The 25,489-nt window shown below is 61.2% G+C and carries 28 protein-coding genes and 1 tRNA gene; 12 read left to right on the top strand and 17 right to left on the bottom strand.

Annotated elements, in window-relative coordinates; genetic code table 11:
* Positions 1 to 33 precede the first annotated feature (33 nt).
* The 4 genes from M0639_RS01400 to M0639_RS01385 all read right to left on the bottom strand — a co-directional run bounded on the left by M0639_RS01400 (position 34) and on the right by M0639_RS01385 (position 1,989).
* A complete protein-coding gene (locus M0639_RS01400; protein ID WP_228401677.1) occupies positions 34 to 210 on the bottom strand; it encodes a hypothetical protein in 177 nt (58 codons plus the stop codon).
* Between the two features lie 7 nt (positions 211 to 217).
* Positions 218 to 466: a hypothetical protein gene (locus M0639_RS01395; RefSeq protein ID WP_007731737.1), complete on the bottom strand. Its 249-nt coding sequence runs from the start codon at positions 464 to 466 to the stop codon at positions 218 to 220.
* Positions 467 to 603: 137 nt separating this feature from the next.
* A complete protein-coding gene (locus M0639_RS01390; protein ID WP_007731739.1) occupies positions 604 to 1,281 on the bottom strand; it encodes an SMI1/KNR4 family protein in 678 nt (225 codons plus the stop codon).
* A gap of 306 nt (positions 1,282 to 1,587) precedes the next feature.
* Entirely contained in the window at positions 1,588 to 1,989 is a 402-nt protein-coding gene (locus tag M0639_RS01385) for a hypothetical protein (protein ID WP_007731740.1), read from the bottom strand.
* Positions 1,990 to 2,070: 81 nt separating this feature from the next.
* Between M0639_RS01385 and M0639_RS01380 the strand changes: the two genes are divergently transcribed.
* A complete protein-coding gene (locus M0639_RS01380; RefSeq protein ID WP_154100278.1) occupies positions 2,071 to 2,253 on the top strand; it encodes a hypothetical protein in 183 nt (60 codons plus the stop codon).
* Positions 2,254 to 2,303: 50 nt separating this feature from the next.
* Here the strand turns inward: M0639_RS01380 and M0639_RS01375 are convergent, their stop codons facing one another.
* From M0639_RS01375 to M0639_RS01355, 5 genes are all read right to left on the bottom strand, one after another.
* Complete coding sequence (locus M0639_RS01375) at positions 2,304 to 4,472, bottom strand: hypothetical protein (RefSeq protein ID WP_193777145.1); 2,169 nt, start codon at positions 4,470 to 4,472, stop codon at positions 2,304 to 2,306.
* Positions 4,459 to 4,806 carry a hypothetical protein gene (locus M0639_RS01370; RefSeq protein WP_231915109.1) on the bottom strand — a complete coding sequence of 116 codons (348 nt, stop codon included), beginning with the start codon at positions 4,804 to 4,806 and terminating at the stop codon, positions 4,459 to 4,461. The genes M0639_RS01375 and M0639_RS01370 overlap by 14 nt, the downstream gene beginning before the upstream one ends.
* 62 nt (positions 4,807 to 4,868) lie before the next feature.
* On the bottom strand, positions 4,869 to 5,261 hold the full coding sequence (locus M0639_RS01365) for a hypothetical protein (RefSeq protein WP_007731744.1): 393 nt from the start codon (positions 5,259 to 5,261) through the stop codon (positions 4,869 to 4,871).
* A 90-nt stretch (positions 5,262 to 5,351) separates the two neighbouring features.
* Positions 5,352 to 6,035: an MspA family porin gene (locus M0639_RS01360; protein WP_007731745.1), complete on the bottom strand. Its 684-nt coding sequence runs from the start codon at positions 6,033 to 6,035 to the stop codon at positions 5,352 to 5,354.
* 586 nt (positions 6,036 to 6,621) lie between these two features.
* Entirely contained in the window at positions 6,622 to 7,473 is an 852-nt protein-coding gene (locus M0639_RS01355; protein ID WP_223257880.1) for a glycoside hydrolase family 43 protein, read from the bottom strand.
* Positions 7,474 to 7,724: 251 nt separating this feature from the next.
* On the opposite strand from M0639_RS01355, the gene M0639_RS01350 reads away from it, so the two are divergent.
* The gene (locus M0639_RS01350; protein ID WP_064073577.1) at positions 7,725 to 8,219 is read left to right on the top strand and encodes a YfbM family protein; all 495 of its coding nucleotides are present in this window, start codon (positions 7,725 to 7,727) and stop codon (positions 8,217 to 8,219) included.
* Between the two features lie 321 nt (positions 8,220 to 8,540).
* On the top strand, positions 8,541 to 8,954 hold the full coding sequence (locus M0639_RS01345; RefSeq protein WP_007731749.1) for a hypothetical protein: 414 nt from the start codon (positions 8,541 to 8,543) through the stop codon (positions 8,952 to 8,954).
* A gap of 231 nt (positions 8,955 to 9,185) precedes the next feature.
* Here the strand turns inward: M0639_RS01345 and M0639_RS01340 are convergent, their stop codons facing one another.
* A complete protein-coding gene (locus M0639_RS01340; protein ID WP_007731752.1) occupies positions 9,186 to 9,626 on the bottom strand; it encodes a hypothetical protein in 441 nt (146 codons plus the stop codon).
* 479 nt (positions 9,627 to 10,105) lie between these two features.
* On the opposite strand from M0639_RS01340, the gene M0639_RS35160 reads away from it, so the two are divergent.
* Positions 10,106 to 10,321 (top strand): KTSC domain-containing protein, encoded by a 216-nt coding sequence (locus tag M0639_RS35160; protein WP_054827089.1) that lies wholly within the window; start codon positions 10,106 to 10,108, stop codon positions 10,319 to 10,321.
* Between the two features lie 68 nt (positions 10,322 to 10,389).
* Here the strand turns inward: M0639_RS35160 and M0639_RS01335 are convergent, their stop codons facing one another.
* The 4 genes from M0639_RS01335 to M0639_RS01315 all read right to left on the bottom strand — a co-directional run bounded on the left by M0639_RS01335 (position 10,390) and on the right by M0639_RS01315 (position 12,902).
* A complete protein-coding gene (locus M0639_RS01335; RefSeq protein WP_156511698.1) occupies positions 10,390 to 10,809 on the bottom strand; it encodes a phage major capsid family protein in 420 nt (139 codons plus the stop codon).
* Between the two features lie 160 nt (positions 10,810 to 10,969).
* Positions 10,970 to 11,059 (bottom strand) — tRNA-Ser (locus tag M0639_RS01325).
* Between the two features lie 50 nt (positions 11,060 to 11,109).
* Positions 11,110 to 11,535 (bottom strand): MarR family winged helix-turn-helix transcriptional regulator, encoded by a 426-nt coding sequence (locus tag M0639_RS01320; protein WP_020968140.1) that lies wholly within the window; start codon positions 11,533 to 11,535, stop codon positions 11,110 to 11,112.
* Positions 11,536 to 11,663: 128 nt separating this feature from the next.
* A complete protein-coding gene (locus M0639_RS01315) occupies positions 11,664 to 12,902 on the bottom strand; it encodes a lactate 2-monooxygenase (protein WP_052027919.1) in 1,239 nt (412 codons plus the stop codon).
* On the opposite strand from M0639_RS01315, the gene M0639_RS01310 reads away from it, so the two are divergent.
* The gene (locus M0639_RS01310; protein ID WP_007731765.1) at positions 12,901 to 13,890 is read left to right on the top strand and encodes an NAD(P)H-quinone oxidoreductase; all 990 of its coding nucleotides are present in this window, start codon (positions 12,901 to 12,903) and stop codon (positions 13,888 to 13,890) included. The two genes, M0639_RS01315 and M0639_RS01310, sit on opposite strands and share 2 nt — an antisense overlap.
* A gap of 15 nt (positions 13,891 to 13,905) precedes the next feature.
* Here M0639_RS01310 and M0639_RS01305 read toward each other — a convergent pair whose 3' ends face one another.
* Positions 13,906 to 15,108, bottom strand: coding sequence for a cysteine desulfurase-like protein (locus M0639_RS01305; protein ID WP_064073578.1), 1,203 nt, complete (start codon positions 15,106 to 15,108; stop codon positions 13,906 to 13,908).
* 132 nt (positions 15,109 to 15,240) lie between these two features.
* On the opposite strand from M0639_RS01305, the gene M0639_RS01300 reads away from it, so the two are divergent.
* From M0639_RS01300 to M0639_RS01275, 6 genes are all read left to right on the top strand, one after another.
* The gene (locus tag M0639_RS01300; RefSeq protein ID WP_064073579.1) at positions 15,241 to 15,810 is read left to right on the top strand and encodes a bacterial proteasome activator family protein; all 570 of its coding nucleotides are present in this window, start codon (positions 15,241 to 15,243) and stop codon (positions 15,808 to 15,810) included.
* A gap of 64 nt (positions 15,811 to 15,874) precedes the next feature.
* On the top strand, positions 15,875 to 16,747 hold the full coding sequence (gene wzm / locus M0639_RS01295; protein ID WP_050655609.1) for a galactan export ABC transporter permease subunit Wzm/RfbD: 873 nt from the start codon (positions 15,875 to 15,877) through the stop codon (positions 16,745 to 16,747).
* 10 nt (positions 16,748 to 16,757) lie between these two features.
* Complete coding sequence (gene wzt / locus M0639_RS01290) at positions 16,758 to 17,564, top strand: galactan export ABC transporter ATP-binding subunit Wzt/RfbE (RefSeq protein WP_064073580.1); 807 nt, start codon at positions 16,758 to 16,760, stop codon at positions 17,562 to 17,564.
* Positions 17,561 to 18,457: a galactofuranosyltransferase GlfT1 gene (glfT1, locus tag M0639_RS01285; protein ID WP_019746444.1), complete on the top strand. Its 897-nt coding sequence runs from the start codon at positions 17,561 to 17,563 to the stop codon at positions 18,455 to 18,457. Before wzt ends, glfT1 begins: the two co-directional genes overlap by 4 nt.
* 197 nt (positions 18,458 to 18,654) lie before the next feature.
* A complete protein-coding gene (gene rsgA, locus M0639_RS01280; RefSeq protein WP_064073656.1) occupies positions 18,655 to 19,725 on the top strand; it encodes a ribosome small subunit-dependent GTPase A in 1,071 nt (356 codons plus the stop codon).
* Positions 19,726 to 19,771: 46 nt separating this feature from the next.
* Positions 19,772 to 20,599, top strand: a complete 828-nt coding sequence (locus tag M0639_RS01275; protein WP_064073581.1) for a TylF/MycF/NovP-related O-methyltransferase — start codon at positions 19,772 to 19,774, stop codon at positions 20,597 to 20,599.
* Positions 20,600 to 20,602: 3 nt separating this feature from the next.
* On the opposite strand, the gene M0639_RS01270 is transcribed toward M0639_RS01275, so the two are convergent.
* Positions 20,603 to 22,456, bottom strand: coding sequence for a glycosyltransferase (locus tag M0639_RS01270; RefSeq protein WP_064073582.1), 1,854 nt, complete (start codon positions 22,454 to 22,456; stop codon positions 20,603 to 20,605).
* A gap of 135 nt (positions 22,457 to 22,591) precedes the next feature.
* On the opposite strand from M0639_RS01270, the gene M0639_RS01265 reads away from it, so the two are divergent.
* Positions 22,592 to 24,811 (top strand): hypothetical protein, encoded by a 2,220-nt coding sequence (locus M0639_RS01265; protein ID WP_050655630.1) that lies wholly within the window; start codon positions 22,592 to 22,594, stop codon positions 24,809 to 24,811.
* Here M0639_RS01265 and M0639_RS01260 read toward each other — a convergent pair.
* Positions 24,766 to 25,446, bottom strand: a complete 681-nt coding sequence (locus M0639_RS01260; RefSeq protein WP_081557214.1) for a class I SAM-dependent methyltransferase — start codon at positions 25,444 to 25,446, stop codon at positions 24,766 to 24,768. The two genes, M0639_RS01265 and M0639_RS01260, sit on opposite strands and share 46 nt — an antisense overlap.
* Between the last annotated feature and the right edge of the window lie 43 nt (positions 25,447 to 25,489).

Raw genomic sequence — 25,489 nt, 5'->3', positions numbered from 1 at the left:
AAGACGATCGACCAATTGGAACAGGCTCTGGCGCTACACCGGGTAACCCATCGCCGCCCGCACCGCCACGATGTCGGCGGCAGCGACCTCCATTGGCTTGTCCCCCAACCGAACCAACGTGCCAATGGGCAGTTCCTCCACCACCGCAGATTGGGGGAGTTTGCTGCGATCGAACGTAACTCCTGAATGGAAGTATGTTTCCCATCCCACCTCCACCTCACCTTTCGACCGATTCTGAAGGTGCCGGTAGTCGCCGATGCTCCACCGAGCCCGAACTGCCCACGATCGCGTCGCCGGGTACGTTGCGCTGAGGCGATGATTCGGTCCGGTGGTAGAGCACGGTGACACGAGAGGCCCAGATATCGGCCTGCCCCCGTACGACCCTTAACGCCAGCGCAATCAGCGATTCGTCGGCAATGGTGCAGGAAAACGAGTCGATGCGTGAGGTACCCCCGAAACCGATCATGACCTCGAGATCCCTTTTGGTCAGACAAATTGATCATCTGCTCTTTGGAGACTGGATCCGAGGCACGTGCCACGTGGGGCAAGACCGCACACAAATTGCTTAGACTGTCTCCAGTCTGGCTATCCAAGGCGCAGGCTCTAGGCACCGAGTCCGACGTTGGTCCAGATATCAAGGTAAGTGGAGTAATCGACCAGTTCAGGGGGTTCCGTCAATGACCACACAACACCCCTTGTCGATTCCTCACCGAAGTACAAGCAAAGATAACCGCCGCCGCCCGATCTGAATGTCGCGATGCAACGAGCCGGATCTGGGTACTCTTCAGGGGACAGCCCGTCCAGAATAGACCATTCAAAGCTGTCAATTCGAAACATATCTTCAAGAGGCAGTGGCCCGACAGTCTTACCGGCAATATAGTACCAACCGTTGTGCAAATTTGAATAGAAATTCTTTAGACTGGAGGGGAATTTACTCCAATACCCTGAAAGTTCATCACCATCCACTACCGGTGGCGTACCCAAATAGTAGAGATCGGTCCCGTCTGCCATTTTAATTTTATATAGAAGAAAGAACCTATTTTCAGACCTGAGCAACCGCACATCAGATAGATTATCTTTAATGTTTCTGTAAGTGTCGCCCAATATCGGTCGCCCAAATACGTCCCATTGGTCCAATATCCCAGAAATTCGAGCTGCAACGTCACCATTTAGTGCATCCAACCAATAATTCGGAAGCGCCATACGTTCAAGTGGTGTCAAGTCGTCAATCTCCGCAAGCACGGGCGAGTCGACACACCGCGAAATCTTGACCAGATCCACTACTGAACTCCATTCAATATATTAGATATCATTAACTATCCAGACGAGGCGGATGCTCGAAAAATGGGATGAGCTGCAGGGACTAGGGGAAGAGGACTACCGCTCGCGATGGCGCTGACAGCTACTGAATTGGGCTGCGCGAAGAGCAGCTTCGAGCCATCGATCATCCTGGTTACTGTACAGCTTGCGCAAACCGGGCAGGTGTACGCCGCCATGTGGAAAGTACTGTTTCCCACGGCATCTCACTACAAGCTGTTCGGGTACGCGCGAGGGTGGTATCAAGGACAAAGCGCTCTACGCGCCGGCTCAGGTGTTGACCTGATTTCCGTCAGAATCGGTATCTCGTGCTTGGCGGTCAGTGTCTTTGTAGTGCAATTTGTCGTACCTGTTTACCGGAGGTGCATCCTTCTGCTCGCGGTAGAGCGCCCGTGTCAGCCAAGCACCGAAAACATCGTTGAATCCGGTGGGATGCCTTCGCGTGAGGAAGGGGGTCCACCACCACGCCACGAACACAGCAGCGAAACCGCACAAGAGGACAGGTCCGAGAATCGACCGCTGTGGAGCGGTGAGCCAGGCGAAAACGATGGTAAGGATCGACGAACTCCAGTAAATCGTTCTCGCATGACTGCGGTACATCACGTAGGGCGTAGATACGATCAACGCCACAGCCCCTGCAGCAATCGCACAAATCGCATAAAAGGTGGTCATGGTGCCGGTTCCGCTTGAGGAACGGTGTGTCGTCGGTATATGGAACTCTTCGGGAGAAAACGCAAAACGAGGACCGCCGCAGTGCCCGCGACAGCGCCGATCCGGGTGGTCGAATTGTCAGTCACGAGGAACACCATCCCACTCGCAGCCGTCAACGAAACGGCCAAGGTTATCGCGCCCCGCATCGGATTGCCTGCTGCGGCATCAAGCGCCGACAGCACCCCCGAGGCTAGGCAGAATGCAATGGCAGCGATCAGCAGGTAATGCACGGTCTCAGTCCCTTCTCTTGGAGCGATCGATCATTGTCTAAGGCTTCAATCAAATGATCGGCCTGCCCGGGTACCCAAGTATGCCCCGAGTAGCGATCCTCCGATTGCACCGATTCCGCCCCCGACTGCGGCACCTATCGGGCCGCCGAGAAACCCGCCGAGTGCGGCGCCACCTTTGCCGCCTGCCCATCCCAATGCGATTGCGCCACCGGAATTTCCCACAGTTTCGCCACGTGGCGCGCCTTCGCGCCACTTGATGACACCCGAGGCAACCTCAACTGCCACCGATAATCTGCTTAAAACAGTACCCACTGCCGCCGACCGAGCGGCCTGCGCAGCGCTCGGGAGCGAACCAGCATGATGCACACCGGTGTTCGCAAGGGCGCCCGCAGATTGCAAGCCCGAGGCGGGGCCACCGAGCGCGGTGCTGCCTTTACTCAAGACAGTTGCGATCTCGGAATCTGTATAGCCGCGGTCTCGCATCTGATCCACCTGCCATTGCAGGTCGTCAAGTTGTTGCTGTGCGGTCAGAGGGACGTTGCCAGTGAAGTCAGCAGGTACGTCGCCATGGGCGAGCGCCCGTTGGTTCGCGGCCCTCTGCGCGGGGCCGATCAAACCGTTGTTGGGATCAGAGTCAAAGATCCCGAATGGTAATTCCATTGGAGGATCTGGCTGCGTCTGCGTTTCCATGTCGAGGTTGTCGAGTGGGTTCCACGGAGGCTCGCTCGCTGTACCCCCGGGTGTATCGGTGCCCGAGTCGGTCGGCGATCCGATATCGAACGGCAGTGGTGTTGTCGGTGCCGGCTGCGTCGGGGCGTCCATGTCGAGGTTGTCGAGTGGGTTCCACGGAGGCTCGCTCGTATCGGTGCCCGAGTCGGTCGGCGATCCGATATCGAACGGCAGAGGCGTTGTCGGTGCCGGCTGCGTCGGCGGATCCATGTCGAGATTGCCCAGTGGGTCGATCCCGCCGACGTCGTTGTAGGGGGAGTCTGTCGGGACGTTGACCATGACCGGTCCGCCGGACTGGTTGACGACCTCACCGCCGCCTTGAAGGGGTGTAGCGGTGACGTCTCGTCCGGTGACCGGGTCGCTGCCGCCGTAGGGGCCGTCAGCAGTGACCGGGTAGATGACGCCCGGGGTCGGGATAACGACTTGGTAGAGCTTGCCGTCACGGATCTCGTAGTAGGTGGGAACCGGATCGCCGTTGACGTCGTACGCCCACGCAGCGGCAACGGTGCCCTGCAAGTCTCCGTTCGCGTCGTAGACACCGACGGACCCGTCGTCGTTGATGCTCATGTGTCCGCCGGGTGGTAGGTCGACCACCATTTCAGCTTCATGCGAGGAGGTTTCGTCGTGAATGAGGAAGATGGTGCGTTGTCCGCCACCTGGGTCGGGGATGACCACGACGTCCTGACCGCCGACGAAATACGGCATGAACGGTTTCGCGACCGTACCGACTACCTGGGAGAGAACCGACTCCCACGGACGCGCGCTCACACGCGCACTGAACGGTCCCGGCCGCCCCCTCACTCTCATACCCGCAGCGGTGAACGCCGCGGCCCCGACGAGGACCAGTTCGAGATACCGGTCACGGCCCGAGTCCTCCCCGGCGGTGGAAACATCTGCTGCCGGGTCCGGAACCGTTTGGGCCGGTGCGATATTCGAATCCGAATCCGCGGGGATCGGTCCGGGACCACGATCGGTGGTGGTTCCCTCACCCGGGGTGGGTGTGGGTGAGGGAACCGCTGATGCCGATGCATTGGGGAATGCACCGACACCAGTTTCCGAGGCCGGGGACTCGGAAGTAATGGGCGGAACCTCGATCGTCGGCACAGGGACGATGGGGGTGCCGTTGTAGGTGGGAAAGTTCGTCGGAGCATTCGCGCCGACATTCGGGCCACCGCCTGGAGCCTGCGCACCGGGGAGCCCGACCGTGGTCGTCGGCGCAACTGTCGCCGTCGTGGACGGCGCACTCAGGCACGGGTTGATGATCTCTGGCGGGATGGGTGCACCAGGTGGCAGCGACGCAATGAGATTCAGGTAGATCTGATGATCACGTGCCCGCACCGCCGCGCAGTCTTCTTCCGGCGTCGCGTTCGCCGGAGCGGCGGAGAGTGCAATTCCCGCACCGATCGCTCCGGCCGCTCCGGTCAACAGCGCCCCAGCGGCAAGCACTCCCGCGAGAGTCCGGCGAAGTCGTCTACCGGACTTCACCGGTGCGCACCACGATTGTCACTCTTCTTCGTTCGGAGTAGCGCGATGAGTTTTCTGCGCCCCAACAGAACAACCGTCCGGAGATCGACATCCACAAGAAGAACGCCAGGTAAACCAGGATCGTCCCGTAGTCGTTCGCCCAGCCGGCGAGCTTCCCGATCACCGCGAATGCCGCGATCAGCAACCCCAGTCCAACTGCCGTAGCGATCACAGCCTTGGAGAGTGGACTGAGTTCACTGTCCGGATCCCAGTCATCAACGTCTGCAACGCCTTTGCTGACGAGGGCAGCGGGTTCCGTTTGGACACTGCGACGTTCGGCGTTGTTGACGGTCATGGCTGGAACTCCAAACAGGAAGGGAGAGCGGAGACAACGGGTCGCCGACGTTCGGCCTGGTATCAGTTCCAGTACTGCTCCGTCAGCACTATGTGCCCCTCACTGGCGGGGTGATTCGGGTCGGAGACAAAGACATTGGCATGCCCACCACGCGCGGCTGCTTCACCGAGCACAGTTCCTTCGAGGGCGTCGACCTTGCCATCGGTAACAGTTATCGCGGAACCAGGCGCCAACCAGACCCCCCTCAGCGAACCTGGAACGATGTTCGCAATCGCATCAGGAATCGGGCTCGCCGCCAGCGCCGCCGTTTCGGCGTTCGAAAGCGAAAGTCCGATCCGGCCATGTTCCGGTTGCACGATCGGAGTTGCAGCAGATGCCATGCCGGCGCCGAGAACACCGAACAGGGCGATACCTGCGGTGAGAGTTCCGGCAGTGGCCAAGGTACGAATCTTCATGATTTCTCCTTTGTGGGCGTGATGAGTAACCACCCCTGGACGGGACGGATCGGGAATAGTCGCCAGCAGCGCTGACGACGGCTGCGTGGGTTAGAGCCAGGTGGGATCGGAGTACACGAACAATGTGTTGTCGGACGTCGCCGTCGACACCGAGAGTTGTGCGTACGAGCGGATCGTCACCGGCCCCATGCACGCATCAACCTTCACGTGCACGTTCTCTGCCGTGATCGACGCCTTCGACGACTCGAGATCCTTCTTCCCCAACGGAATCGTCGTGATCGTGCCCGGCGCAATCGTCGACTGAATACTCGGATTCACCGACGCATTCACACCCACGTTCGCCGACGGGACACCCGAAATACTCACACCGACAGACGGGCCGAGCGAAAAGCCAAGCCCCAAGCCAAGTCCGGAGGAGACATCGATCTGGCAGCCGATCTGCAATCCCTGCTCGACATAACCGGTCTTCACTGCCGAATCGCCCTGACCACCGATCGTGCCGGTCACCTTCGCCGACACGAACCCCTCACGAGTGAACGCCGTCGTCGCCAAATTCGGCACCGGATTCGCCGACAGTTTGGTGGCGGCAAGATCCAACGTCCAGCCGTCATCGGTGACCGTGCTCGCGAATTTGTCCGCCAACGCCGTCGGCGTTGCCGATGCGCTCCCTGCGAAGACCACCCCAGACGACAGTGTGGCAACCGCACACGCCGCGAGCCCCACTGCGGCCCTCGATCGACGATGGGATATGCCGTTTTGCGATTCGATCGACATGAACTGCTCCTCCACGTGACACAGCAACCAGAGCGGTAGCCGACAACTAACTGAATTAGTTACCGGACGGTACCAATCGTCCTGTTTGCCCGCCAGCGCGCCGATTCCGCCATCTTGGATTTAGGGTGAACTTTCGGTAACAGGTATATATCGACAGGCTTATCAGCAGCAAAAAGGACCTAGGTCCCGCTATGAGCAAGGTCACCGTTTACGGACGAGAAGATCCCTCAGGAACAGTGCGGCAAATCGAATTCAACCCGCATTTCGCGGGCCTCAGAGCAGCTGAAGGCAGAAAGTGCGGGCATCAGCCAGTGCGCGTACTTGAATATGTAACTAACAGGCATTACTTGGCAATCGATCGCAAATCAAGGCCGAGCGGGGCCTGGGAGCGCAACTCTGCACAGCTCACGCGGAGATACTCACTTCGTGGTCGGCGCGAACTCGTCGGACCCACCGGCATCGCATCGTTAGCTTGTCAATCACTGATTCGCGCAGGCGACGCACACAAGTAGTACGCAAGTACGAGAAAAGGCTCTGACCAAGACCGGAGTCCTTGATCAGAGCCTTACCAACTCGGGGTCGAAAGTTATGCCGGTTCTCTCATGATGCCGAGATGCCGTGCAGTCCCGGACACCCCAGGAACCTCTTGCACCGGAGACCAGGTGTTCAGCCCGTCCGTGCTGTCGGAGTAGAGATACTTTCCTTCGGTATAGGCGTCGAGATAGATCCGCCAGTCGCCGCTCGGCAACTGAACCACGGCCGGACCTTCGACAAGCGAACCCCAATTTCCGGGCGGGACAAACGAATAAGGTCCCGTCACCGAAGGAGCGACCGCATGCTCGACGACCTTCTTCGTCTCGTTCTTGGTGAACGCATGATAGGTCGATCCGACTTTGACCACGGTGGTGTCGATGTGGTCCGCACCGATCCCGGCGAGCGGAACAGGCGGGCTCCACAACCGGAGCGACGGTTCCAACGCCGTCATCAGATACGGCACAAATCCTCCACCGGTCGACATCGACAGGATGACGTTGACGCGATCGCCGTCCACAAACCATTCAGGCGCCCAGGCCTTGGTGACGAATGGTGACAGCGACGGTCCGTCGCTGAAACCGGCCGAACCCGAGAAGCCAGGGGGGCTCGCAGAACCGGTGCCATCTCCCGTACCAGGCATCAAGGCGCAGCAAAACGGAACCGGATAGTTCCCCAGCGGCGTCCAGTTGATGCGGTCGCTGCTGCGTGCGAACCCGATGTTCGCCCCACCACCCGTCGTGTAGGTGAGGTAGTACAACCCGTCCGTGTTCCGGAAGATGCTCGGATCACGCACGAGCCCAGACGGCGGCCTGTACGCCGACTGCTGGACGAGCTGAAAGCCGGTGCCGTCAGCCGACTCGTAGACATCCATGTCGCGGTCGCTGGCATTGCTGAACGCCACCATCGTGTATTTCCAGTCAGGCGGCGGCGCGGCGCTGCTGGCAGGGGCTGCGACCAGCAACCCCGCGACGACGAGGATCACCAGCGATACAACAGAAAGGCCGGTCCGTTTTGTCGGAATCACCGATGAAGTATGTATGACAGCAGGCCCTCCATGGGTAACTTCGGTCGGAGGCAGAGCAGGATCGTTACCTAAGTCGATTCGTCTTGTAGTGACGGCGGGACGGCGGCAAGGTCGGCCGTTAGCATCACGCCATGGAACTTGGGGTGCATTTCGCGCTGTCAGACAGCGTGGCAGCGGAACTTCTGCACGCGCGCGGCGACGACGACAAACTCGGCGCTGTGGTCGAGGACATCGAGGAGACGGGCCGATCCGAATTCTCGTGCGACACGGACAAGGCGTGGGATCCGATCCTGTGCGCCCTCTCCAGCACGGGGTACGAGCGCGTGCCCGAGAACTGGCCGGCCTACGGCGTGATCTTGGGGGACGAAGACCTCAACGCCGACACCGACGACCAACTCGTCACCTACCTGGCACCCGATCGGGTCGCCGAAGTCTCCTCGTACCTGGCGGAAATCACCGAATCCGAGTTCGGCGCGCGCTACGACGCGATGCCTCTCGACGACCGCAACCCGGAGTACGGTCCCGACGAGCGCCGGTACGCCTGGGGCTGGCTTCAGGAAGTGGCGGACTTTTTCCAGCGCGCGGCCCGAGAGAATCACCACGTGGTGTTCACGGTGCGGTTCTGACGCCCACCACCCAAGCAGTGTGACTTCCGAAACCGGTAAAGGGTCTGACCTGGAGAAGTCCTAGGTCAGAGCCTTTGCTTTTGACGGAAGCGGAGGGATTTGAACTCTTGCGCGTCCGCAGGCCGGGGATCGATTTTTGCCCTACCTGCGGTAATGGGTCAGGTGCGGTCACGCCGAATCACCCCCATTTTGTAGTAGGTGTGCTCATTTGTGCTCAGGGAACGCTCGACTACGGCTCGTTCCTTCCTCACCGTTCGATGTGGGATCCGACGTAGAACGTGACGACACCCGAGACATCCCTTCGGGCTAACGTGTGCCCTCATGATCGATTTTCTGAACTCGTCTGCTGGGATCTACCTGCTGTACTCACTGGCGGGCGTGTTCCAACTCTTCGGCATCGTGATCGTGGTGCGCGAGTTCCTGCGTGCGCGGCGTAACGACCAGTTGTTGCAGGGCAATCTTCAGGTGATTTGGAAGGTCTGGAATGAGATCGACGAGGATTCAGGCCCGCTTTCTGTCGAATACGCAGGCGGTGATGAAAGTTTCGCGGCGATGATCCGCCCCTCGGTCGAAACGGATATGCGAGTACGAAACGTCCGCCTGGCGCTCGAGCAAGTAATCGGACACAGAGAAGCGATGAAGGAGCCAAACAAATGGCTTGAGCGAGCGGGGCTACTGGGCCTCGTGCTCGGCATCATTCTCGGTCTGGCTGCGAGTCTCTTCTCAGTGACGTAGGTGAAACGGTCAAGGGTACGCGCTGAGTGAGTACCCTTTTCGCGCCACTGCGAAGAAGGGCGTGCGGTGAACGCACACCCTTTGTGAGATCCCGCAACGTTTCCCGGCGCCGGGAAGCGTTGGTGGGAGTCTTCGCCGATCGGCGAAGACTCAATGGGTGTCAGTACTACCGACACCCTTTTAGCTGATGTCGGCACAGCCGACATCAGGGTCTTGGGATCTGATCGCCAATCAGGCGTTGTTCACCTCAGCTTCTTTGACGACCTCGGCGCCCGTCCATTCATTGCGCCGGCGGATTTCGACTCCTCCGTCGAGGCTCACACCGATAGTGGTGAGACCGCGGTTCCCAGCGTTGGTGGCGATTGCATTGGTCAGAGGTTCGATGAGAGCTGTGAGTTGTGCGATTTTCGCAGCGTTGCGCGCGTCTGCCTCCGCGTCAAATTCGGTGAAGCCCGGTCCGCCGGCGAATTCACTGGGCAGCTCCAAGAGATGGAGGGCTTCGGTCGTTGCTGCATTGTCCCTGCTTCGAGGGCCATTGACGTGGACTCGTAGAACGATGAGGCTGCCACGGCGTCCCAAATCGTAGAAATCCGGCTGGACGTCGAACCTGACGGCCAGTGACGGCCGAACTACGGTGCCATCCAGAGTTTTGAGCCAGCAATTTTCGGTCATCGGCGAGCCTCTCGTCTCAGCGTGGAGCTGACGAGCTCCACCTGACAGAGATTACTGTTCGCTATCGACATCCACTGCGGCGTGAGGCCCAGGTTCGACTGGGTCTGTTTTGCCGCACTCACTACTGATGAGGGCAGACCTGGCGATGAGGCATGCCAGACATACCCCATCCGCGACCTGACCGTGTTTCAAACACGGTCAGGTCTGCGAGGGTGTCCACGTCGACGGACGCCCTTTCCGATGACCGGTTACTGGTTCTCTCCCTCCTACGCGCTGAGCGGGCTCGCGCACGCGTTGCACACGACGCTGGGAGGCGTCAACGCCCAGGGATTTCGCAGTCTCGGCTCGGAAGTGGTCCGTACGGCCAGGCCCCAGCGATGCCAACGCCCCTTGGCTTGGGAACCTTCCGAACAAGGTGACCGTTCAGTTTGCACGGACCGATCCGCGTCCGCTGTCTCAACCGTTTCTAGGGGCTGTTAGTGAATCTCATCCCGATCCCACAATCCACCAATGTCCGAGCCGCTGGCTACGATCCGGCAACGAGCACTCTGGTTGTCGAATTCCGTCAGAATCGCCGCTACTCGTACGCTGACGTGCCCATTGCGCTGTTCCACGAGCTCACCGATGGGCATCCCCATCCTTGGACGCGAACCGGTCGGCGGATCAAGGCTCATGTCCCAACGCGAATCAATTAACTACCTCGGTAGTAGTGAAGCACCCCGACTCGTTTCTGAGGCGGGGTGCTTCCGTTGTGCGGCCTGAGTCAGGCTGCGGTGGCGATCTTCACGACGCCGAGCGGCTGATACACCGCCAGGTGGTAGCGGGACTCGACGCGGGCACGCATCAAGTTCTTCTCGAAGTTGTCGCCCGAGCTGTCCCACTTGAGTTCCACGTTCGCGTCAGTGTCGACGGCGAGTGCGGTCGGGTCGAGCAGCACTGCAGTCTTGGCCGGCAGTGCCGTGCAGATCGCAATGTTCACGCCCCAGAGGGTGCGCTTGGCACGATCAACCGGACCACCGAGTTCGAGACTGCCGGCTGAGTCGGTGCGGGCAAGCTCGAGCTTCTCCCAATCGGCAGGGCTGAGAACGAACGTGCCAGCGGTGTGGCCGATGCTCTCGACTGCGGTCACGGCCTTGCGACAGCGCATGCTCGGACACGCGTCGGCCGCGATGACCCTCGACACCTACGCGGACCTCTTCGACGACGATCTCGACGCCATTGGAATCTCACTGAATCAGGCACGTTCAGAGACGGGTGTGCTCAAAACGTGCTCAAAGAATGCGAACTAGTGGCTGACTTTGATCGAAAAAAGTCCCTCACCTGCATGAACAAGTGAGGGACTTTGGCGGAAGCGGAGGGATTTGAACCCCCGGTGGGTTTAACGCCACGCTCGCTTTCAAGGCGAGTGCATTCGGCCGCTCTGCCACGCTTCCGTGGGCGATCCTATCGGGTGTTCCCACGGACCGCGAAAACGGCTCCGACGTCAGCGCTCGCCGATGGCTTTGTCGACCTTCTCGAAGACGTCTGCCAGCACGTCCAGTTCCTGAGGAGTCAGCAGATCGACCAGATTGTTCCGCACGCCGGCCACGTGAGTAGGCGCTGCCTCGGCGAGGCGACGCCTACCCTCTTCCGTGATCCGCGCGAGCACGCCGCGACCATCTTCGACGCAAGTGTCGCGCACGACGATGCCCTGAGATTCCATCCGCCTGATCTGGTGCGTCAGGCGGCTGCGCGAAGACAGCACGCCGTCTGCCAGGTCACTCATCCGCAACGACCCGTCAGCTGACTCCGAGAGCATGACCAAAATGCGGTAATCGGCCAACGACAGGTCGTGTGAATCCTGCAGTTCGCGGTTGAGAACCTCCATGAGGCGCTGATTACCGTCCATGTAGCCGCGCCATGCACGCATCTCGCACGGCGTCAGCCACGGTGTCTCACCGTGCGCCGCCTGCGATGTCTCCTCGGTTGTCGCTTCAGCTGTCACAGGTTCCAAGTTTAGACCTGTGTCCGCCCGTCACAGTAAGACTCACCCTAAAGTCACGAATTGGACATGAGGATCGAGGAATCGATTTCGGCGACCGATGCCAGCCCCGCCAGCCCCATGGTGAGATCCAGGTCGGCCAGGAGACTGCGCAATGCATGACGCACTCCGTCCGCTCCGGCCAATCCCAACCCGTACACCCACGGCCGCCCGTACAGCACTGCGTCGGCACCCAAGGCCAGAGCCTTGATTACGTCTGCGCCACAACGAATTCCGGAGTCCATCAGGATGTTCACCTCATGCCCCACCGCATCAGCGACGGGACCGAGAGCATCGAGTGCCGAAATCGACCCGTCAACTTGACGCCCACCATGGTTGCTCACGACAATGCCGTTGGCGCCGGCTGCGACGGCCTCACGTGCGTCGTCGGGATGGACAATTCCCTTCACTGCGATCGGAAGTGTCGTCCACTGGCGAAGTTTCGCGATATCGGCAATCCGCACCGCATGATTGCCGAACAACGACACCCACGTGAGAACCGCGATCTGCAGCGCTTCTGCGCTCTCCTCGGGCGGCGTGGCCAGTTTGGCGCGGAACACCGGATCCGACAGGTAGTTGGCAATACCCTTCGCCTGCAGGAACGGAAGGTGACCGAGTTCGAGATCCCTTGGACGCCAACCCATACCGGGAGTGTCGGCAGTCAGGACGATAGCCTTCGCGCCCGCCGTCTCCGCTCGGCGGACAAACGACTCGGCAAGCTCGTCGTCGGCCGGCCAGTACAGCTGGTACCACCAGTTCTCGCCGGAGGCCGCCGCTACGTCTTCGATGGTCGAGGATGCCGCCGTCGAGAGAATCGATCCGATCCCCAACTCGGCAGTGACCGAACCGACCGCAACCTCGGCGTCGTCGTGGACCAAGCCGAGCACGCCCACCGGAGCCGTCAGGATCGGTGCAGCCAACCGCGTCCCCAACACCTCGACGCTCAGATCGCGTGCGTCCGGCGCCGCAGTCCCCCGCAACATCCGCGGCACGATCGCATGCTTGTCGAACGCACGCAGATTCGACTCCGCGGTTCGTTCGGTCGACGCGCTACCGGCGATGTACCCGAAGGCCTCCGGTGAGAGTTGCTCGCGCGCGGCATCTTCCAAGCCTGCCGCAGTCATCGGCAAAGCCGGCTTCGCGCCGCTCAGTCCCGTCAGATAAATCTCGTTCTGCATGTTCCCGAAGTAAGTCACGTCCGCGACGGTAGCGGCAAAACACCCGTCAGCGGGGAGATTCGCTAGCGTCGTATCCATGTACGCCATAACGATCGATCAGCCCGGCGGTCCCGAGGTCATGAAATGGGCGCAGCAGCCCGATCCTGAACTACCTCGCGGGCACGTACTCGTCGAGGTCGCCGCGACCGCAGTCAACCGCGCCGACCTGCTCCAACGTCAAGGCTTCTACCCGCCGCCGCCCGGCGCGAGTGACATTCTCGGCCTCGAATGCTCGGGTGTGATCACCGAACTCGGCGAAGACGTCACGGGTTGGTCCGTCGGCGACGAAGTCTGCGCACTGCTGGCCGGCGGCGGTTACGCCGAGAAGGTCGCGGTCCCGGCAACACAACTTCTCCCGGTTCCCGCGGGCGTCGATCTCCGTGTCGCAGCGTCTCTGCCGGAAGTTGCGTGCACGGTGTGGTCGAACGTCGTGATGCGCGGCGGTCTACGACGCGGACAGGTACTACTCGTCCATGGCGGTGGCGGCGGAATCGGCACCCACGCCATCCAGGTCGGCAAAGCCCTCGGCGCCCGCGTCGCAGTTACCGCGGGTTCGGAGGACAAATTGAACCGCTGCCGCGAATTGGGCGCGGATATTCTCATCAACTATCGCGACAGCGACTTCGTAGCATCACTCGCCGAAGCCACCGACAACCACGGCGCCGATGTGGTTCTGGACAACATGGGAGCGTCGTACCTCGGGCGCAACGTCGACGCACTCGCCATGGACGGCCACGTCGTGATCATCGGAATGCAGGGTGGCCGCAAGGGCGAAGTCGACATCGCCAAGCTAATGGGAAAGCGCGGAAACATCACGTCGACGGGCCTGCGCGGGCGTCCGCTCACCGGCCCAGGCGGTAAAGCGGACATCGTCGCCGACGTCCGTGCGAAGTTGTGGCCGTTGATCGCCGATGGATCGGTTCAACCGATCGTGTCGACCGAACTTCCGATCACCGAGGCGCCATTAGCCCATCAGTTGCTGGATTCGCCGGAAACCGTAGGCAAGGTCATCCTCACCGTGAAGTGAGCCGAGCGGGATCGATCAGCCCAGGGCGCCGAGTTCGGCGACCAGCTGATTGATCTCGTACCGCGTCGTATACGGCGCAAGGCCGACGGTGACCGCGCCGCCTTCGTCGTTGACACCGAGGGCGTCGAGCAGCCTGGAACCACCATGCGTACCGCTGACCGTCGCGATGCGCTTGTCGGCCAGGTGCGCCGCGACCTTGTCTGCCGCCATCCCCTCGAGTGTGAAGCTGAGCGTCGGCACCCGCGTGGGTGCGCCGCCGATCACCATCACGTTGGGCAGGGCTGCGAGAGAACGCATGAGGTGATCGAACAGACCGTCCTGGTAGTCCTGCAGCGAGCTGATCGAGGTTTCGAGGCGCTCACGCCTGGTTCCCGTTGCCGATTCGTCCAAGCCCGCCAGGAAATCGATCGACGACGTGAGACCGGACAGCAGCGCGAACTGATGACCGCCCACCTCGAGTCGCTCGGCGCCACGCGCGTACGGGTTGAGCGACACGGCCGGAATCCGGTCGAGCAGTCCGGGATCGCGGAAGACGAGTGCGCCCACCTGTGGACCGCCCCACGACGGCGCGCTGACGGCAACGATGTCCGCCCCGAGATCAGCCATGTCCACATGCGCATATGGCGCTGCACCGACGGCGTCGACCACCATCAGTCCGCCGAATTCGTGCAGACGATCAGCTGCGGCGCGGACGTTCGGAGCCGAACCGACGACCGGTGATGCGGCCGTCAAGGCCACCAATCGAGTGGTCGAGGTGATGAGATCGTTGAACTGCCAACTCGGGAGCTCACACGTTTCGATTTCGACCTCTGCCCATCGCACCTGAGCGCCGTAGCGACTGGCCACACGAAGCCAGGGCGCGACGTTCGCCTCTTCGTCGAGGCGCGAGAGCACGAGACCGGTTCCGAGGCCCAACCGCGAACTCAGCGACACGGCGAGCCAAGCCAACAACACCGCTCGGTCTGATCCGAGAACGACTCCCGCAGGATCTCCGCCGACCAGATCGGCGACCGCGGTGCGCGCACTCTCGAGAATGGCAGCACTACGACGGTTCGAGACGTGGCGACCGGAGGAAGAAGATGCAGAGGCACGGAACGCGGTGGAGACCGTCCGCGAGACGGCGTCCGGGATCTGCATTCCGGCCTGCGGATCGAGGTGGATCCAGCCGTCACCGAGTGAGGGAATCAACCCCCGTACGCGGGCAACGTCGTAAGCCATGCTCGACACTCTAGGTGCAGACGCCCGCTTAGTCGAAGGCAGTCACCCAATTACCCGTCAGTACAGTTATTCGATAGCTAACTTTTTGGGGGTTACGCGGCGTTTGTCGCCCACACACGACAAGATGGAAGCATGACGAACCCCGACAAAGAGCAGGTACTCGTTATCGGACCCGACGGTCGACCCGTCGCAATGCCGGCGGCCGAGGCAGAGGCCTCCACATCCGGCACCACCGAAGGCGCGGAATCCGAAGCCGAGTCCGTCGCCGAGATGGTCGAGCAGCCGGCCAAGGTCATGCGAATCGGCACGATGATCAAACAACTCTTGGAAGAAGTGCGCGGCGCGCCGCTCGACGACGCCAGCCGCAAGCGCCTCAAGGACATCCACACCTCGTCCATCCGAGAACTGGAACAAGGCCTGGCACCCGAACTCCGTGAAGAACTCGAGCGACTGAGCCTCCCGTTCACCGACGACTCCATTCCCTCCGACGCCGAACTGCGAATCGCGCAGGCCCAACTCGTCGGCTGGCTCGAAGGACTGTTCCACGGAATTCAAACCGCACTGTTCGCGCAGCAGATGGCAGCGCGCGCCCAGCTCGAACAAATGCGGCAGGGCGCACTGCCTCCCGGCATGAGCATCGGGGCTCCGCATTCGCCTGCCCATCCGGACCAACAGAGCCCGGGAACCGGCCAGTATCTGTAACCCGGACCACCACGAAGTCCGCGGGAAAACCGGCTCCGACGCCAGGCCGGTAGGCTCGACCTCCGTGTCAGCATCCGCAATCGAATCCGAGACGCCGGACGCACCCGCGCCCGTGTCCGACTCCCAGACGTTCCGTCGTGCGTTCAAAGACCTTCGCGACGGTCTGAATCAGCGTGAGTTGTGGCTCAGCCTCGGCTGGCAGGACATCAAACAGCGCTACCGCCGGTCGGTGATCGGTCCGTTCTGGATCACGATCGCCACCGGCGTGCAGGCCACCGCCATCGGCATCCTGTACGCGGCCCTGTTGGACATGCCACTCCAGGAGTTCCTGCCGTACGTGACGGTGGGCCTGATCGTCTGGAACCTCATCAATGCCTCGATCATCGAGGGTTCCGAAGTTTTTGTCGCCAACGAAGGCCTGATCAAACAGCTGCCATCGGCCTTGAGCGTGCACATCTACCGTCTGGTGTGGCGGCAAATTCTGTTCTTCGCACACAACCTCCTGATCTACGTGATCATGGTGGTCGCGTTCGGAGTCTGGCGGAATCTGAGCTGGGCGTCGCTAGCCGCGATCCCGGCGTTGGGACTTATCGTGCTCAATGCACTGTGGGTCTCGATCGTGTTCGGCATCTTCGCCACTCGATACCGCGACATCGCACCGATTCTGTCTTCGCTGACGTTGCTCCTTTTCGTGCTGACACCGATCATGTGGACAACGCAAAGCCTCGAGGCTCAGGGCGGCGCCGTCCGAGATCGCGCAAAGATCGCCGAACTCAATCCGCTGTTCCATTACCTGGACATCGTCCGCGCGCCGATGATCGGGCAGCCCCAAGAGCTTTACCACTGGTACATCGTCATCACGATCACCGTGGTCGGGTGGGCCGTCGCCTTGCTGGCGCTTCGCAAATACCGGGCCCGCGTGCCCTACTGGGTTTAGGGACATCGCAATGACCGAACATGTGAACATCTCAACGCACAACGCCTGCGTCGACTTCCCGATCTTCGACGCGAAGTCCCGGTCGATGAAGAAGGCATTTCTCGGCAAAGCAGGTGGCGCCATCGGCCGCAACAGTTCCGATGTCGTGGTCGTAGAAGCCCTGAAAGACATCACGATGAACCTCAAAGAGGGCGATCGTGTAGGGCTGGTCGGCCACAACGGCGCCGGAAAGTCCACCCTGCTGCGCTTGCTCTCCGGAATCTACGAACCCACTCGAGGATCCGCCAGTATTCGCGGACGCGTCGCACCTGTTTTCGATCTCGGCGTCGGCATGGACCCCGAGATCTCCGGCTACGAGAACATCATCATCCGCGGCCTGTTCCTCGGTCAGACCCGCAAGCAGATGCTCGCGAAAATGGACGACATCGCCGAATTCACCGAACTTGGTGATTACCTCTCGATGCCGTTGCGCACGTACTCCACCGGCATGCGCGTGCGCGTTGCCATGGGCGTCGTCACCAGTATCGATCCCGAGATCCTGCTACTCGACGAAGGCATCGGGGCTGTCGACGCCGAATTCATGAAGAAAGCTCGCATCCGGCTTCAGAAGCTGGTGGAACGCTCCGGAATCCTGGTATTCGCCAGCCACTCCAACGAATTCCTCGCCCAGCTGTGCAACAGCGCCATGTGGATCGACCACGGCCAGATCCGCATGCAAGGCGACATCGAAGACGTCGTGCGCGCCTACGAAGGTGACGACGCCGCAGAGCATGTGCGCCACGTCATCAAGGAAACGGAACGGGAGAGCACCCCGTGAGCGCACCCGAGAAAATCATCGGTGTCGTCGTCACGCACAAGCGGCGTGAACTGCTGGCCGAATCCTTGAAGGTTCTCAGCACCCAGTCGCGGCCGCTCGACCATCTTGTTGTCGTCGACAATGCCGACGAAGCCGATGTGAAAGAGCTCGTCGACAACGCCCCACTGCCGACCAGTTACATCGGTTCTCAGCACAACCTCGGCGGTGCCGGAGGATTTGCTCTGGGCATTCTCTACGCACTTTCGCTCGGCGCCGACCGCGTCTGGCTCGCAGACGACGACGGGCGCCCGGAGGGTCCCGAAGTCCTGGAAACACTGCTCGACTGTGCAATTCGAAACGACCTGGCCGAGGTCTCCCCCGTCGTCTGCGACATCGACAACCCCGACCGCCTTGCCTTCCCACTTCGCCGCGGCACGTCGTGGCGCCGGTTGCGTTCCGAACTCGGCGACGAGGATCTCCTGCCCGGTATCGCGTCCCTCTTCAACGGCGCACTGTTCACCGCCGACGCGATCGATGCCGTCGGTGTTCCGGATCTACGCCTGTTCGTCCGCGGCGACGAGGTCGAGGTACACCGTCGCCTCGTGCGCTCCGGCCTGAAGTTCGGTACCTGCCTGCAAACTGCCTACGTCCACCCCAACGGCGCGGACGAGTTCAAGCCGATCCTCGGCGGACGCATGCACACGCAGTACCCCGACAACGACACGAAGCGCTACTTCACGTACCGCAACCGTGGATACATCCTCGCCCAACCGGGAATGCGGAAACTGCTTCCGCAGGAATGGGTTCGGTTCGGCTGGTACTTCCTGATCACACGCCGCGATCCGGCAGGACTGCGCGAGTGGATGCGACTGCGCAAGCTCGGCCGGGAAGAAAAGTTCGAACGCCCGAGTTAGTCAGTCGTCCTGAGTTGAAGCAGTTGCCCCGATATCTTTTAAATCAGTTGCACAGTCGCGCCTGCGGCTGAGACGATTCTGATCCGACGCATGGTGCGTCCTGAGATTTTCGAGGAGTGAGTATTGATGACTGTCGTGTTCCGCAGTTTCAGCACCGTCAACATTCACACTTCTTCGTACTCGAGGACACACTCACCATGTCGGAAAACAGCACGCCCCTGACCGAATACGGTTGGAACGCAACACTCTCGAACAAATTCACTGCCCTGGCCCCACCGGACTCCGCACCCGGGCGCGTTCTTCGCGTCGACCGGGGGCGGTGTGACGTGGCCGTCGCCGAAGGCACAGTTCGCGCACTCAGCGGCAGCGATCCACTCTGTACGGGTGACTGGGTCGCCGTGGCCGAGTTACGGGACTCACGCGAACCCGAGATGCACACGGTCACTTCGATACTCCCTCGATCAAGCAGCATCGTTCGATCCTCGGCATCCGGAAAATCGGAAGGCCAGATTCTGGCGGCCAATGTCGACACCGTCGTCATCGCCACGGCTTCGGACGGCGACGTCGATCTCGGGCGCATCGAGCGACTACTCGCACTCGCCTGGGAAAGTGGTGCAACCCCTGTCGTGGCACTCACCAAATCGGATGCAGCTCACTATATCTCCGACACTCTCGCCGAGGTCACTGCCATTGCGCCCGGCGCAACAGTGCTGGCCGTCAGTGCCGAGACCAACGAAGGAATGGATGTACTCGATGCAGTTCTGGACGGCACCGTGGCGATACTCGGTCCATCAGGCGCCGGTAAGTCGACGCTCGCGAACGCCCTCCTCGCGGACACCACAGACGCCGATCGACTCGAGACCGGTCGCGTTCGGACCGGTGACGGAAAGGGACGCCACACCACCGTCACCAGAGAGTTGATCTCATTCTCCGGCGGCCGGACACTGATCGACACACCCGGCCTGCGAGGGGTCGGCATGTGGAACGCAGCGGAGGGGATCGACAAGACGTTCCCCGAGATCGAGGAGCTGATTGCAGAGTGCCGGTTCTCCGATTGCGCACACAACTCCGAGCCGGGATGCGCAGTCCTGAGCGCACTCGGGCGTGGCGATATCGACGAACGGAGACTTGCGAGCTACCGGAAACTACAGCGAGAGAATGCATGGAACGCCGCGCGAAGCGATGCTCGTCTGCAGGCAGAGAGGACGCGGGAGATCAAGGTGATCTCCCGACAACTCAAGAGTCACTACCGCGGTCGGGACCGGTAGCGAACAAAGCCTGGCAGCATGGGAGTGATCCCGACGAGAGGTTGCCATGTTCGAGCAGTTCCGTTCCAGCGCCAGAACCAAGCTTCAGCGTGCGGTATCCGAGGTGGTCGAGGCCGCCGACCGGCGCAACGCAGATCGCACGCAACAGATCCTCGATGCGCTGACGCTCTCACGTGACGAACTGGCCGGGGCCCGCGGTGACATCGCGGGCCTCCGGTCCAGGATCGACGAACTGGAATTTCGTCAGCGACGGGATCTGGCCTACGCCGTGGACCTGCAAGCGACGGCATCGACCGCAGAGTTCATCCTCGAACACCTTCGCGTCGCCGAGACGTTCGGCCACCCACACGACACGCTTCGCCATGCACTGGGATTGATCGAAATACCCGGCATGGCACTCGAATTCGGCGTTGCCAGCGGAACCACACTCAGGATCATCGCGGAGGCATTCACCGAACGCGAGGGAACCGTCGCGGGTTTCGACGTGTTCTCCGGCCTTCCGGAAACCTGGCGGACCGGGTTCCCGGTTGGTGAGTTCGCTCAGGAATCAGTCCCCGAAGTACCTGGAGCGCAACTTGTTCCGGGCCTCTTCGAGGACACCCTGCCCTCGTTCCTGGACGACGAACCCGGCCCCGTTGCGTTCCTGCACCTCGACGCCGATCTCTACTCGTCCACCAAGACGGTGCTCGATCTCCTCGGCGACCGCCTGGTACCCGGGTCGATCGTCGTCTTCGACGAATTCTTCAACTATCCCGGGTGGCAGCAGCACGAGTACCGGGCGTGGACGGAGTTCGTCACACGCACCGGCATCTCGTTCGAATACCTCGGGTACACCGTGGACAACGAGCAGGTCATCGTCGAGATCACCAGCTGAGAATCACTTCTCGTACAGACGTGCCCAGTTCTCTCGACTCGTGAGTTCGGGCATCGCAGCACGGTACTTCGTCGACACGGCAGGTGCTTCCTTCTGGAATCGACGCAGTAGCTTCACCGTTCGGATCAAGAGAGCACGCGCCGTGGCCTTGTCTCGCTGCCGGATACGTACCCCCGACTGCGAAGCATCGGTGACGACTACATGGTCGAACTGCGAGATGTGCCACCAGTGCGCATCCTCGCGCGGAATATTGACCAAACCGCCACGGGTGCGCCCCAGCCACTGATTCAACCCACGTTTGGCCAGAATCACTCGCATCAGGCTCGGCTCACCACCGGCACGCTCGGTGTGGAGTTCGTTCGAGGCGATCGGGGCGGTAGCCGCATCGTGTTTGATCGTCTCGGCATACTGCGCTCGGCCGGCACGGACGCTTGCCATGGCCTCGATGCCGCCGTCCCGCAACGCTTCCGGACCGTCGAGATAGTCCTCGATGCCCTTCAACGTCGTGAAGGCAAGGCCGTATTGCATTCCGACGAGGAATTCGGAGATCTGGCGGAAGAACTGACGTGAAAGTCCCTTGGTGTCGAGATCGCTGTGCAAAGACCCGACGACGAGGGAGTTACGCGTACTGAAGTAGCGGGCCCAGTCGTCGAAGTCCTTCCAATAGAAATCGGCATGCCACACAGCGGCGTTGGGCAACGTGACGGTGACAAACCCTGCTTTCCGGGCCCTGATTCCGTACTCCACGTCATCCCACTGAAAGAAGATCGGAACGGGCAACCCGATGGCTTCGACAACTTCGGCGGGGATCAGGCACGTCCACCAGGCGTTGTATCCCGCATCGACTCGACGCTCTTGACGCTTCTTGAGCATGCTCGTGTTGATGAGAGCCTTGGGCACTCGTTGCCCGTGATGGAGAGTCTTCAGATCTACGTCTTCGGCACCGACATTGAGGAAATCGGGATTGAGCAGATACATCATCTGCGCACCCACCAATGTCGGTTCCACCGTCATATTCGCAAAAGCGTTGAGGCGCAACACTGTTTCTGGTTCACAGAGAATATCGTCGTCCATCAGGATGACGTCGGCGAGATCTGCCCCCTCGGATGTAGCCTCGAAAAGCCCACGTGAAAAACCGCCCGCTCCGCCGAGATTCGGCTGCTGCAGATATTTCAGCTTCTCACCGAGCTTGTCTGCCGCCTCGACGAAGCGCGCCCGATCTTTCACCAGGTCGTTGCCCTGGTCGACGACATACACGGAGCTGACGAGGTCACGCACGGTGGCATCGGAAGCGAGTGCAGCAACTGTCTCGGCACAATCGTCGGCCCGATTGAAGGTGCAGATCGCCACCGAGACCGGGCGCACCGTCTCCGGAGCCGCCACGGTCCATTCCAAGTGGTCGATCGTCATCGGAGCGTCGAGAGAATCCACCTCGAGCCAGAGGGCGCCGCCGTCGACGAACTTGTCCAACGGTGAGGTCAACGCGACCTGCGAGGACCCCGATCCGTCGCGGGTCTCGAGGATACGGCGATGCCCGGCGATATCCGAAGCAACCATCCGGACGCGGAACCGACCCTCGCTCTCGATCCGCAGCGAAGCCTCGACCTCAGTGACAGTCGTCCACCGCTGCCAGTAGCTGGCAGCGAAACGCCCGAAATAGGTGTTGGTGCTGATACGTGCGCCCTTGTCCAGGGCAACTCGGTGCCGGGTCCGCTCACCGGAGCCCTTCCGGAACTCGACGTACAGGTCGTCGTTGACTATCGGCGACATCCCGACGAACACGCCGCGCTGGACCACCAAACGGTGAGCCTTGACCTGCCCGTTCTCCGGCACCCCCACCTTTACCTGCTCGGGCATATGACTCCTACCGTGACTCTTGAAAAGCTGTACCTGTCACTCGCAGGGTATCCGAGGTGGAATTACCCCCGAAACTCGAAAACACGGCCTCGGCTACTGTCTCTGGTGCATCCACCCGTGCGACCTGGAGATCCCTTGACACTCGAACTACCCGCTCCCACCCGTCGGGAACGCTGGAGCTGGGGCGCTGTGGTCCCAGCAGTCGTGTGCCTCGCATTCTTCGCGATCGTCACGGTGGACCCTCGCTACTTCTACGTCGACGACACCGAATCCGGTGCTGTCGGCAACTGGGTTCAGCTAGGCCATCTGATGAGAGAGGGTCAATTCCCGTCTCTGGTCCTGGATCAGTGGATGGCGGGAAACTATCCGGTCGAAGGCCAGGGCGGGCTGTGGAACCCGGTACAGATCTTCATCAACTACATCGCACCGTCGGTCGACGATCTCGCTCTGCTCGCCACGCTGGTCAAGTTGGCATTCGCGATCATCCTCGGGTGGGGCGTCTATCGAGTCTGCCTCGAATACGGAGCTCGCCCCTACTGGGCGGCCGTCGCCGGAAGCGCAGTTCCCTTTGCCGGTTTCACTCTGTATTTCGAGTACCCGTCGTGGGTTACGTCGGTGATCGGAATGGCATGGGTGGTGCAGGCGTGGGCCAGCGGAATTCGCTATGCCCGCGGCCGGTCGGGGCCGATACCTGTGTTCGTCTTCCTCTACCTCGCGATCAGCGTCGGCTACGTCCATGCGGCATTGATGGCCGGAGTGACCGTCGGGGCACTGATGGTGGGCGAATACATCCGCAGTCCGCAATGGCGGACAACGGTGAAGCTCGGTCTTGTCGGCATCGCGGCCGCCGCCTGCGGAGCCATCACATTTCTGCCCGGGCTGCTCTCCTCTGCCGTCACCTGGCGCACCGGCGAAGAAGGCACGTTCAACGACAACTTCCTGACCGCACCGTGGTCCGAAACACTCACAGCGAGCATTCCGTCGTCGGTTTCGAGCATCGAGTCCTGGACAGGTGAGACCACCTACGCACCGATCACGTACATCGCATGGTTCGCGATACCGGCACTGGCTTTCATCGGCTGGCGGAAAGCACAAAGGTCGCTGCGAGAGTTGGTAACCCCGCTACTGCTGCTGGCTTTCATTCTGCTGTTCACCGCGGGTCCCAGCGACATCGGCCAGATTCGGTGGCCGGCACGGCTACTTCCTTTCGTCGCGGTGTTCTCCCTGGTGTTGCTCGGGGTGCTGCTGAGCCGATTCGGGACTTTGGACAAGCTGCGATCACGCGTCACCGCTGCAGCGTTGATCGTGTTCGTCTTGATGATTCGCGCCAGTTCCTCGGGTCCGCAGTACTTCATCCGACATCTCACCTGGGCTGTCGTGATCATTGCCGTCGGAGCACTCGCCATCTACCTCGGTCGTAGATACGGCGCCCCGGCGATCGCAGGTCTACTGATTCTCACCATCGCTCCGGTGACTCTGTATCAAGTGATCGCGTATCCCCAGGCGCTGAACAAGTGGTACCTGCCGACCAGCCAATCCGAAGCCAAGGCGAACTTTCCGGATTTCCCGGGCACGACCCTTCAGCTCGGCAATCGCGCGCTGATCCGAATCGACGCCGAAACAACCGAACTCCCGTGGACTTCGCAGGTGTACGGAAACTACGCCAAGGTGCTCGATCTCGACTACGTCAACGCGTACACCCCTGTCGGCCACGCCGACTTCGCTTCGCTGCTGTGTATGGGATTCGACGGGTCGACGTGCGACGACGCCTACCGAAACGTGTTCAGGCCGGATGAATACACCGGTCGAACCAGCGCAGACCTGATGCTGCTCGACCGCGTCGTCCTTCAGCGCAAGCAGTACCCGGGCGCTGACAACGAACCCGCCCCACCCGGGTGGCACTGGGCAGAAGTGCCCGAGGTCGCCCAGGACCAGATCTACGTCCTCGAACGCGACGCCGGCCCGATCTCCGGTCAACCGGGCCGTGTGTCGGCAACTGTCAATGCCGACGCACAGTCCGAGTACATGAGCGTCAAGAACGAGCGTGTACGAGTCAGCTCACCGGGCGGTGGCAGCGTGGTCTTCGCACGGTTGGCATGGCCGGGCTACACCGCGACCCTCGACGGCGAACCCATCCCGACCAAGGGCCTCGGCGGAACGTACCTCTACGTCGATCTGCCGCCTGGCACCGACAACGCCGAACTGGTGATCAACTTCCGTTCCCCAGGACAAAGGATCGGCTATGTCGGTATGGGCTTCGGACTCGTTATCCTTGCCGGCCTCTCCGTGATCTACTACCGCGACAGGCGTCAGAGCCGGGACGGGACCTCCGCGATCACCACAGACTCGTTGTAGATGAACGGCTTTCCCATCCACCGCGGAAACGGGAACGACAGCGAGCGCCTGACTACAAGACCATTGTCCGCACAGATCTTTTCGAGGTCGACGCCGTCGAGGAAGACGGTATGCGTGGGATCGCTGGCGAAGCCACGTTCCTGAGGGCAGATCAGCATGACGGTCGCACCCGGTTCCAGGAATGGAAGGTACTCGGCGACGATGCCGGAAGCTTCTCCCGCCGGCAGGTGCTCGAGGAGATGCGCCATCAGCATTCCGTCGAAGGTTCGCTGATCGCTTTCGGAGTGAAATTCCGCCGAAGAGTACGCCTCGAACCCGACCGATCGACAGAACTCCACCGAATGTTCATTGTGGTCCACCCCGACACTGCCAGGGGGAAGATTTCGCAGATTTCGGCCGATCCCGCAGCCGACGTCGAGCACCTTCCGGCCGCCGAGGAAACGTCGGATATTCCATTGATACGGCGCTTGCACGTTCAGAATGCGCTTCCATTTGGCGCCTTGAAGCTCACGCAACCGAGCCGTGTACTCGGTGTCGGTGGTATCACCGCTACCCGTATCGGCTCTCCCCGGAAGGCCTGTGTTCTCGCGATTGTTCTCGCGTCGATCGTTGGTGTGATCTTCGAACTCGGCCACTGGAGACTCACTTTCGTCGAGTGATCCGGATCATAACTTCACG

The organism is Rhodococcus qingshengii JCM 15477, assembly GCF_023221595.1.
GTDB lineage: Bacteria > Actinomycetota > Actinomycetes > Mycobacteriales > Mycobacteriaceae > Rhodococcus_F > Rhodococcus_F qingshengii.
Note: the sequence above shows the minus strand (reverse complement) of the source record. Positions and strands in the feature narration are given on the sequence as shown.

What these genes read in the sequence shown, in the direction of transcription:
- M0639_RS01395 (WP_007731737.1), bottom strand. Translation starts at nt 466, where the DNA reads ATGATCGGTTTCGGGGGTACCTCACGCATCGACTCGTTTTCCTGCACC.
- M0639_RS01385 (WP_007731740.1), bottom strand. Translation starts at nt 1,989, where the DNA reads ATGACCACCTTTTATGCGATTTGTGCGATTGCTGCAGGGGCTGTGGCG.
- M0639_RS01370 (WP_231915109.1), bottom strand. Translation starts at nt 4,806, where the DNA reads ATGACCGTCAACAACGCCGAACGTCGCAGTGTCCAAACGGAACCCGCT.
- M0639_RS01365 (WP_007731744.1), bottom strand. Translation starts at nt 5,261, where the DNA reads ATGAAGATTCGTACCTTGGCCACTGCCGGAACTCTCACCGCAGGTATC.
- M0639_RS01360 (WP_007731745.1), bottom strand. Translation starts at nt 6,035, where the DNA reads ATGTCGATCGAATCGCAAAACGGCATATCCCATCGTCGATCGAGGGCC.
- M0639_RS01355 (WP_223257880.1), bottom strand. Translation starts at nt 7,473, where the DNA reads ATGGTGGCGTTCAGCAATGCCAGCGACCGCGACATGGATGTCTACGAG.
- M0639_RS01350 (WP_064073577.1), top strand. Translation starts at nt 7,725, where the DNA reads ATGGAACTTGGGGTGCATTTCGCGCTGTCAGACAGCGTGGCAGCGGAA.
- M0639_RS01345 (WP_007731749.1), top strand. Translation starts at nt 8,541, where the DNA reads ATGATCGATTTTCTGAACTCGTCTGCTGGGATCTACCTGCTGTACTCA.
- M0639_RS01340 (WP_007731752.1), bottom strand. Translation starts at nt 9,626, where the DNA reads ATGACCGAAAATTGCTGGCTCAAAACTCTGGATGGCACCGTAGTTCGG.
- M0639_RS01320 (WP_020968140.1), bottom strand. Translation starts at nt 11,535, where the DNA reads ATGCGTGCATGGCGCGGCTACATGGACGGTAATCAGCGCCTCATGGAG.
- M0639_RS01310 (WP_007731765.1), top strand. Translation starts at nt 12,901, where the DNA reads ATGTACGCCATAACGATCGATCAGCCCGGCGGTCCCGAGGTCATGAAA.
- M0639_RS01315 (WP_052027919.1), bottom strand. Translation starts at nt 12,902, where the DNA reads ATGGATACGACGCTAGCGAATCTCCCCGCTGACGGGTGTTTTGCCGCT.
- M0639_RS01305 (WP_064073578.1), bottom strand. Translation starts at nt 15,108, where the DNA reads ATGGCTTACGACGTTGCCCGCGTACGGGGGTTGATTCCCTCACTCGGT.
- M0639_RS01300 (WP_064073579.1), top strand. Translation starts at nt 15,241, where the DNA reads ATGACGAACCCCGACAAAGAGCAGGTACTCGTTATCGGACCCGACGGT.
- wzt (WP_064073580.1), top strand. Translation starts at nt 16,758, where the DNA reads ATGACCGAACATGTGAACATCTCAACGCACAACGCCTGCGTCGACTTC.
- rsgA (WP_064073656.1), top strand. Translation starts at nt 18,655, where the DNA reads ATGTCGGAAAACAGCACGCCCCTGACCGAATACGGTTGGAACGCAACA.
- M0639_RS01275 (WP_064073581.1), top strand. Translation starts at nt 19,772, where the DNA reads ATGTTCGAGCAGTTCCGTTCCAGCGCCAGAACCAAGCTTCAGCGTGCG.
- M0639_RS01270 (WP_064073582.1), bottom strand. Translation starts at nt 22,456, where the DNA reads ATGCCCGAGCAGGTAAAGGTGGGGGTGCCGGAGAACGGGCAGGTCAAG.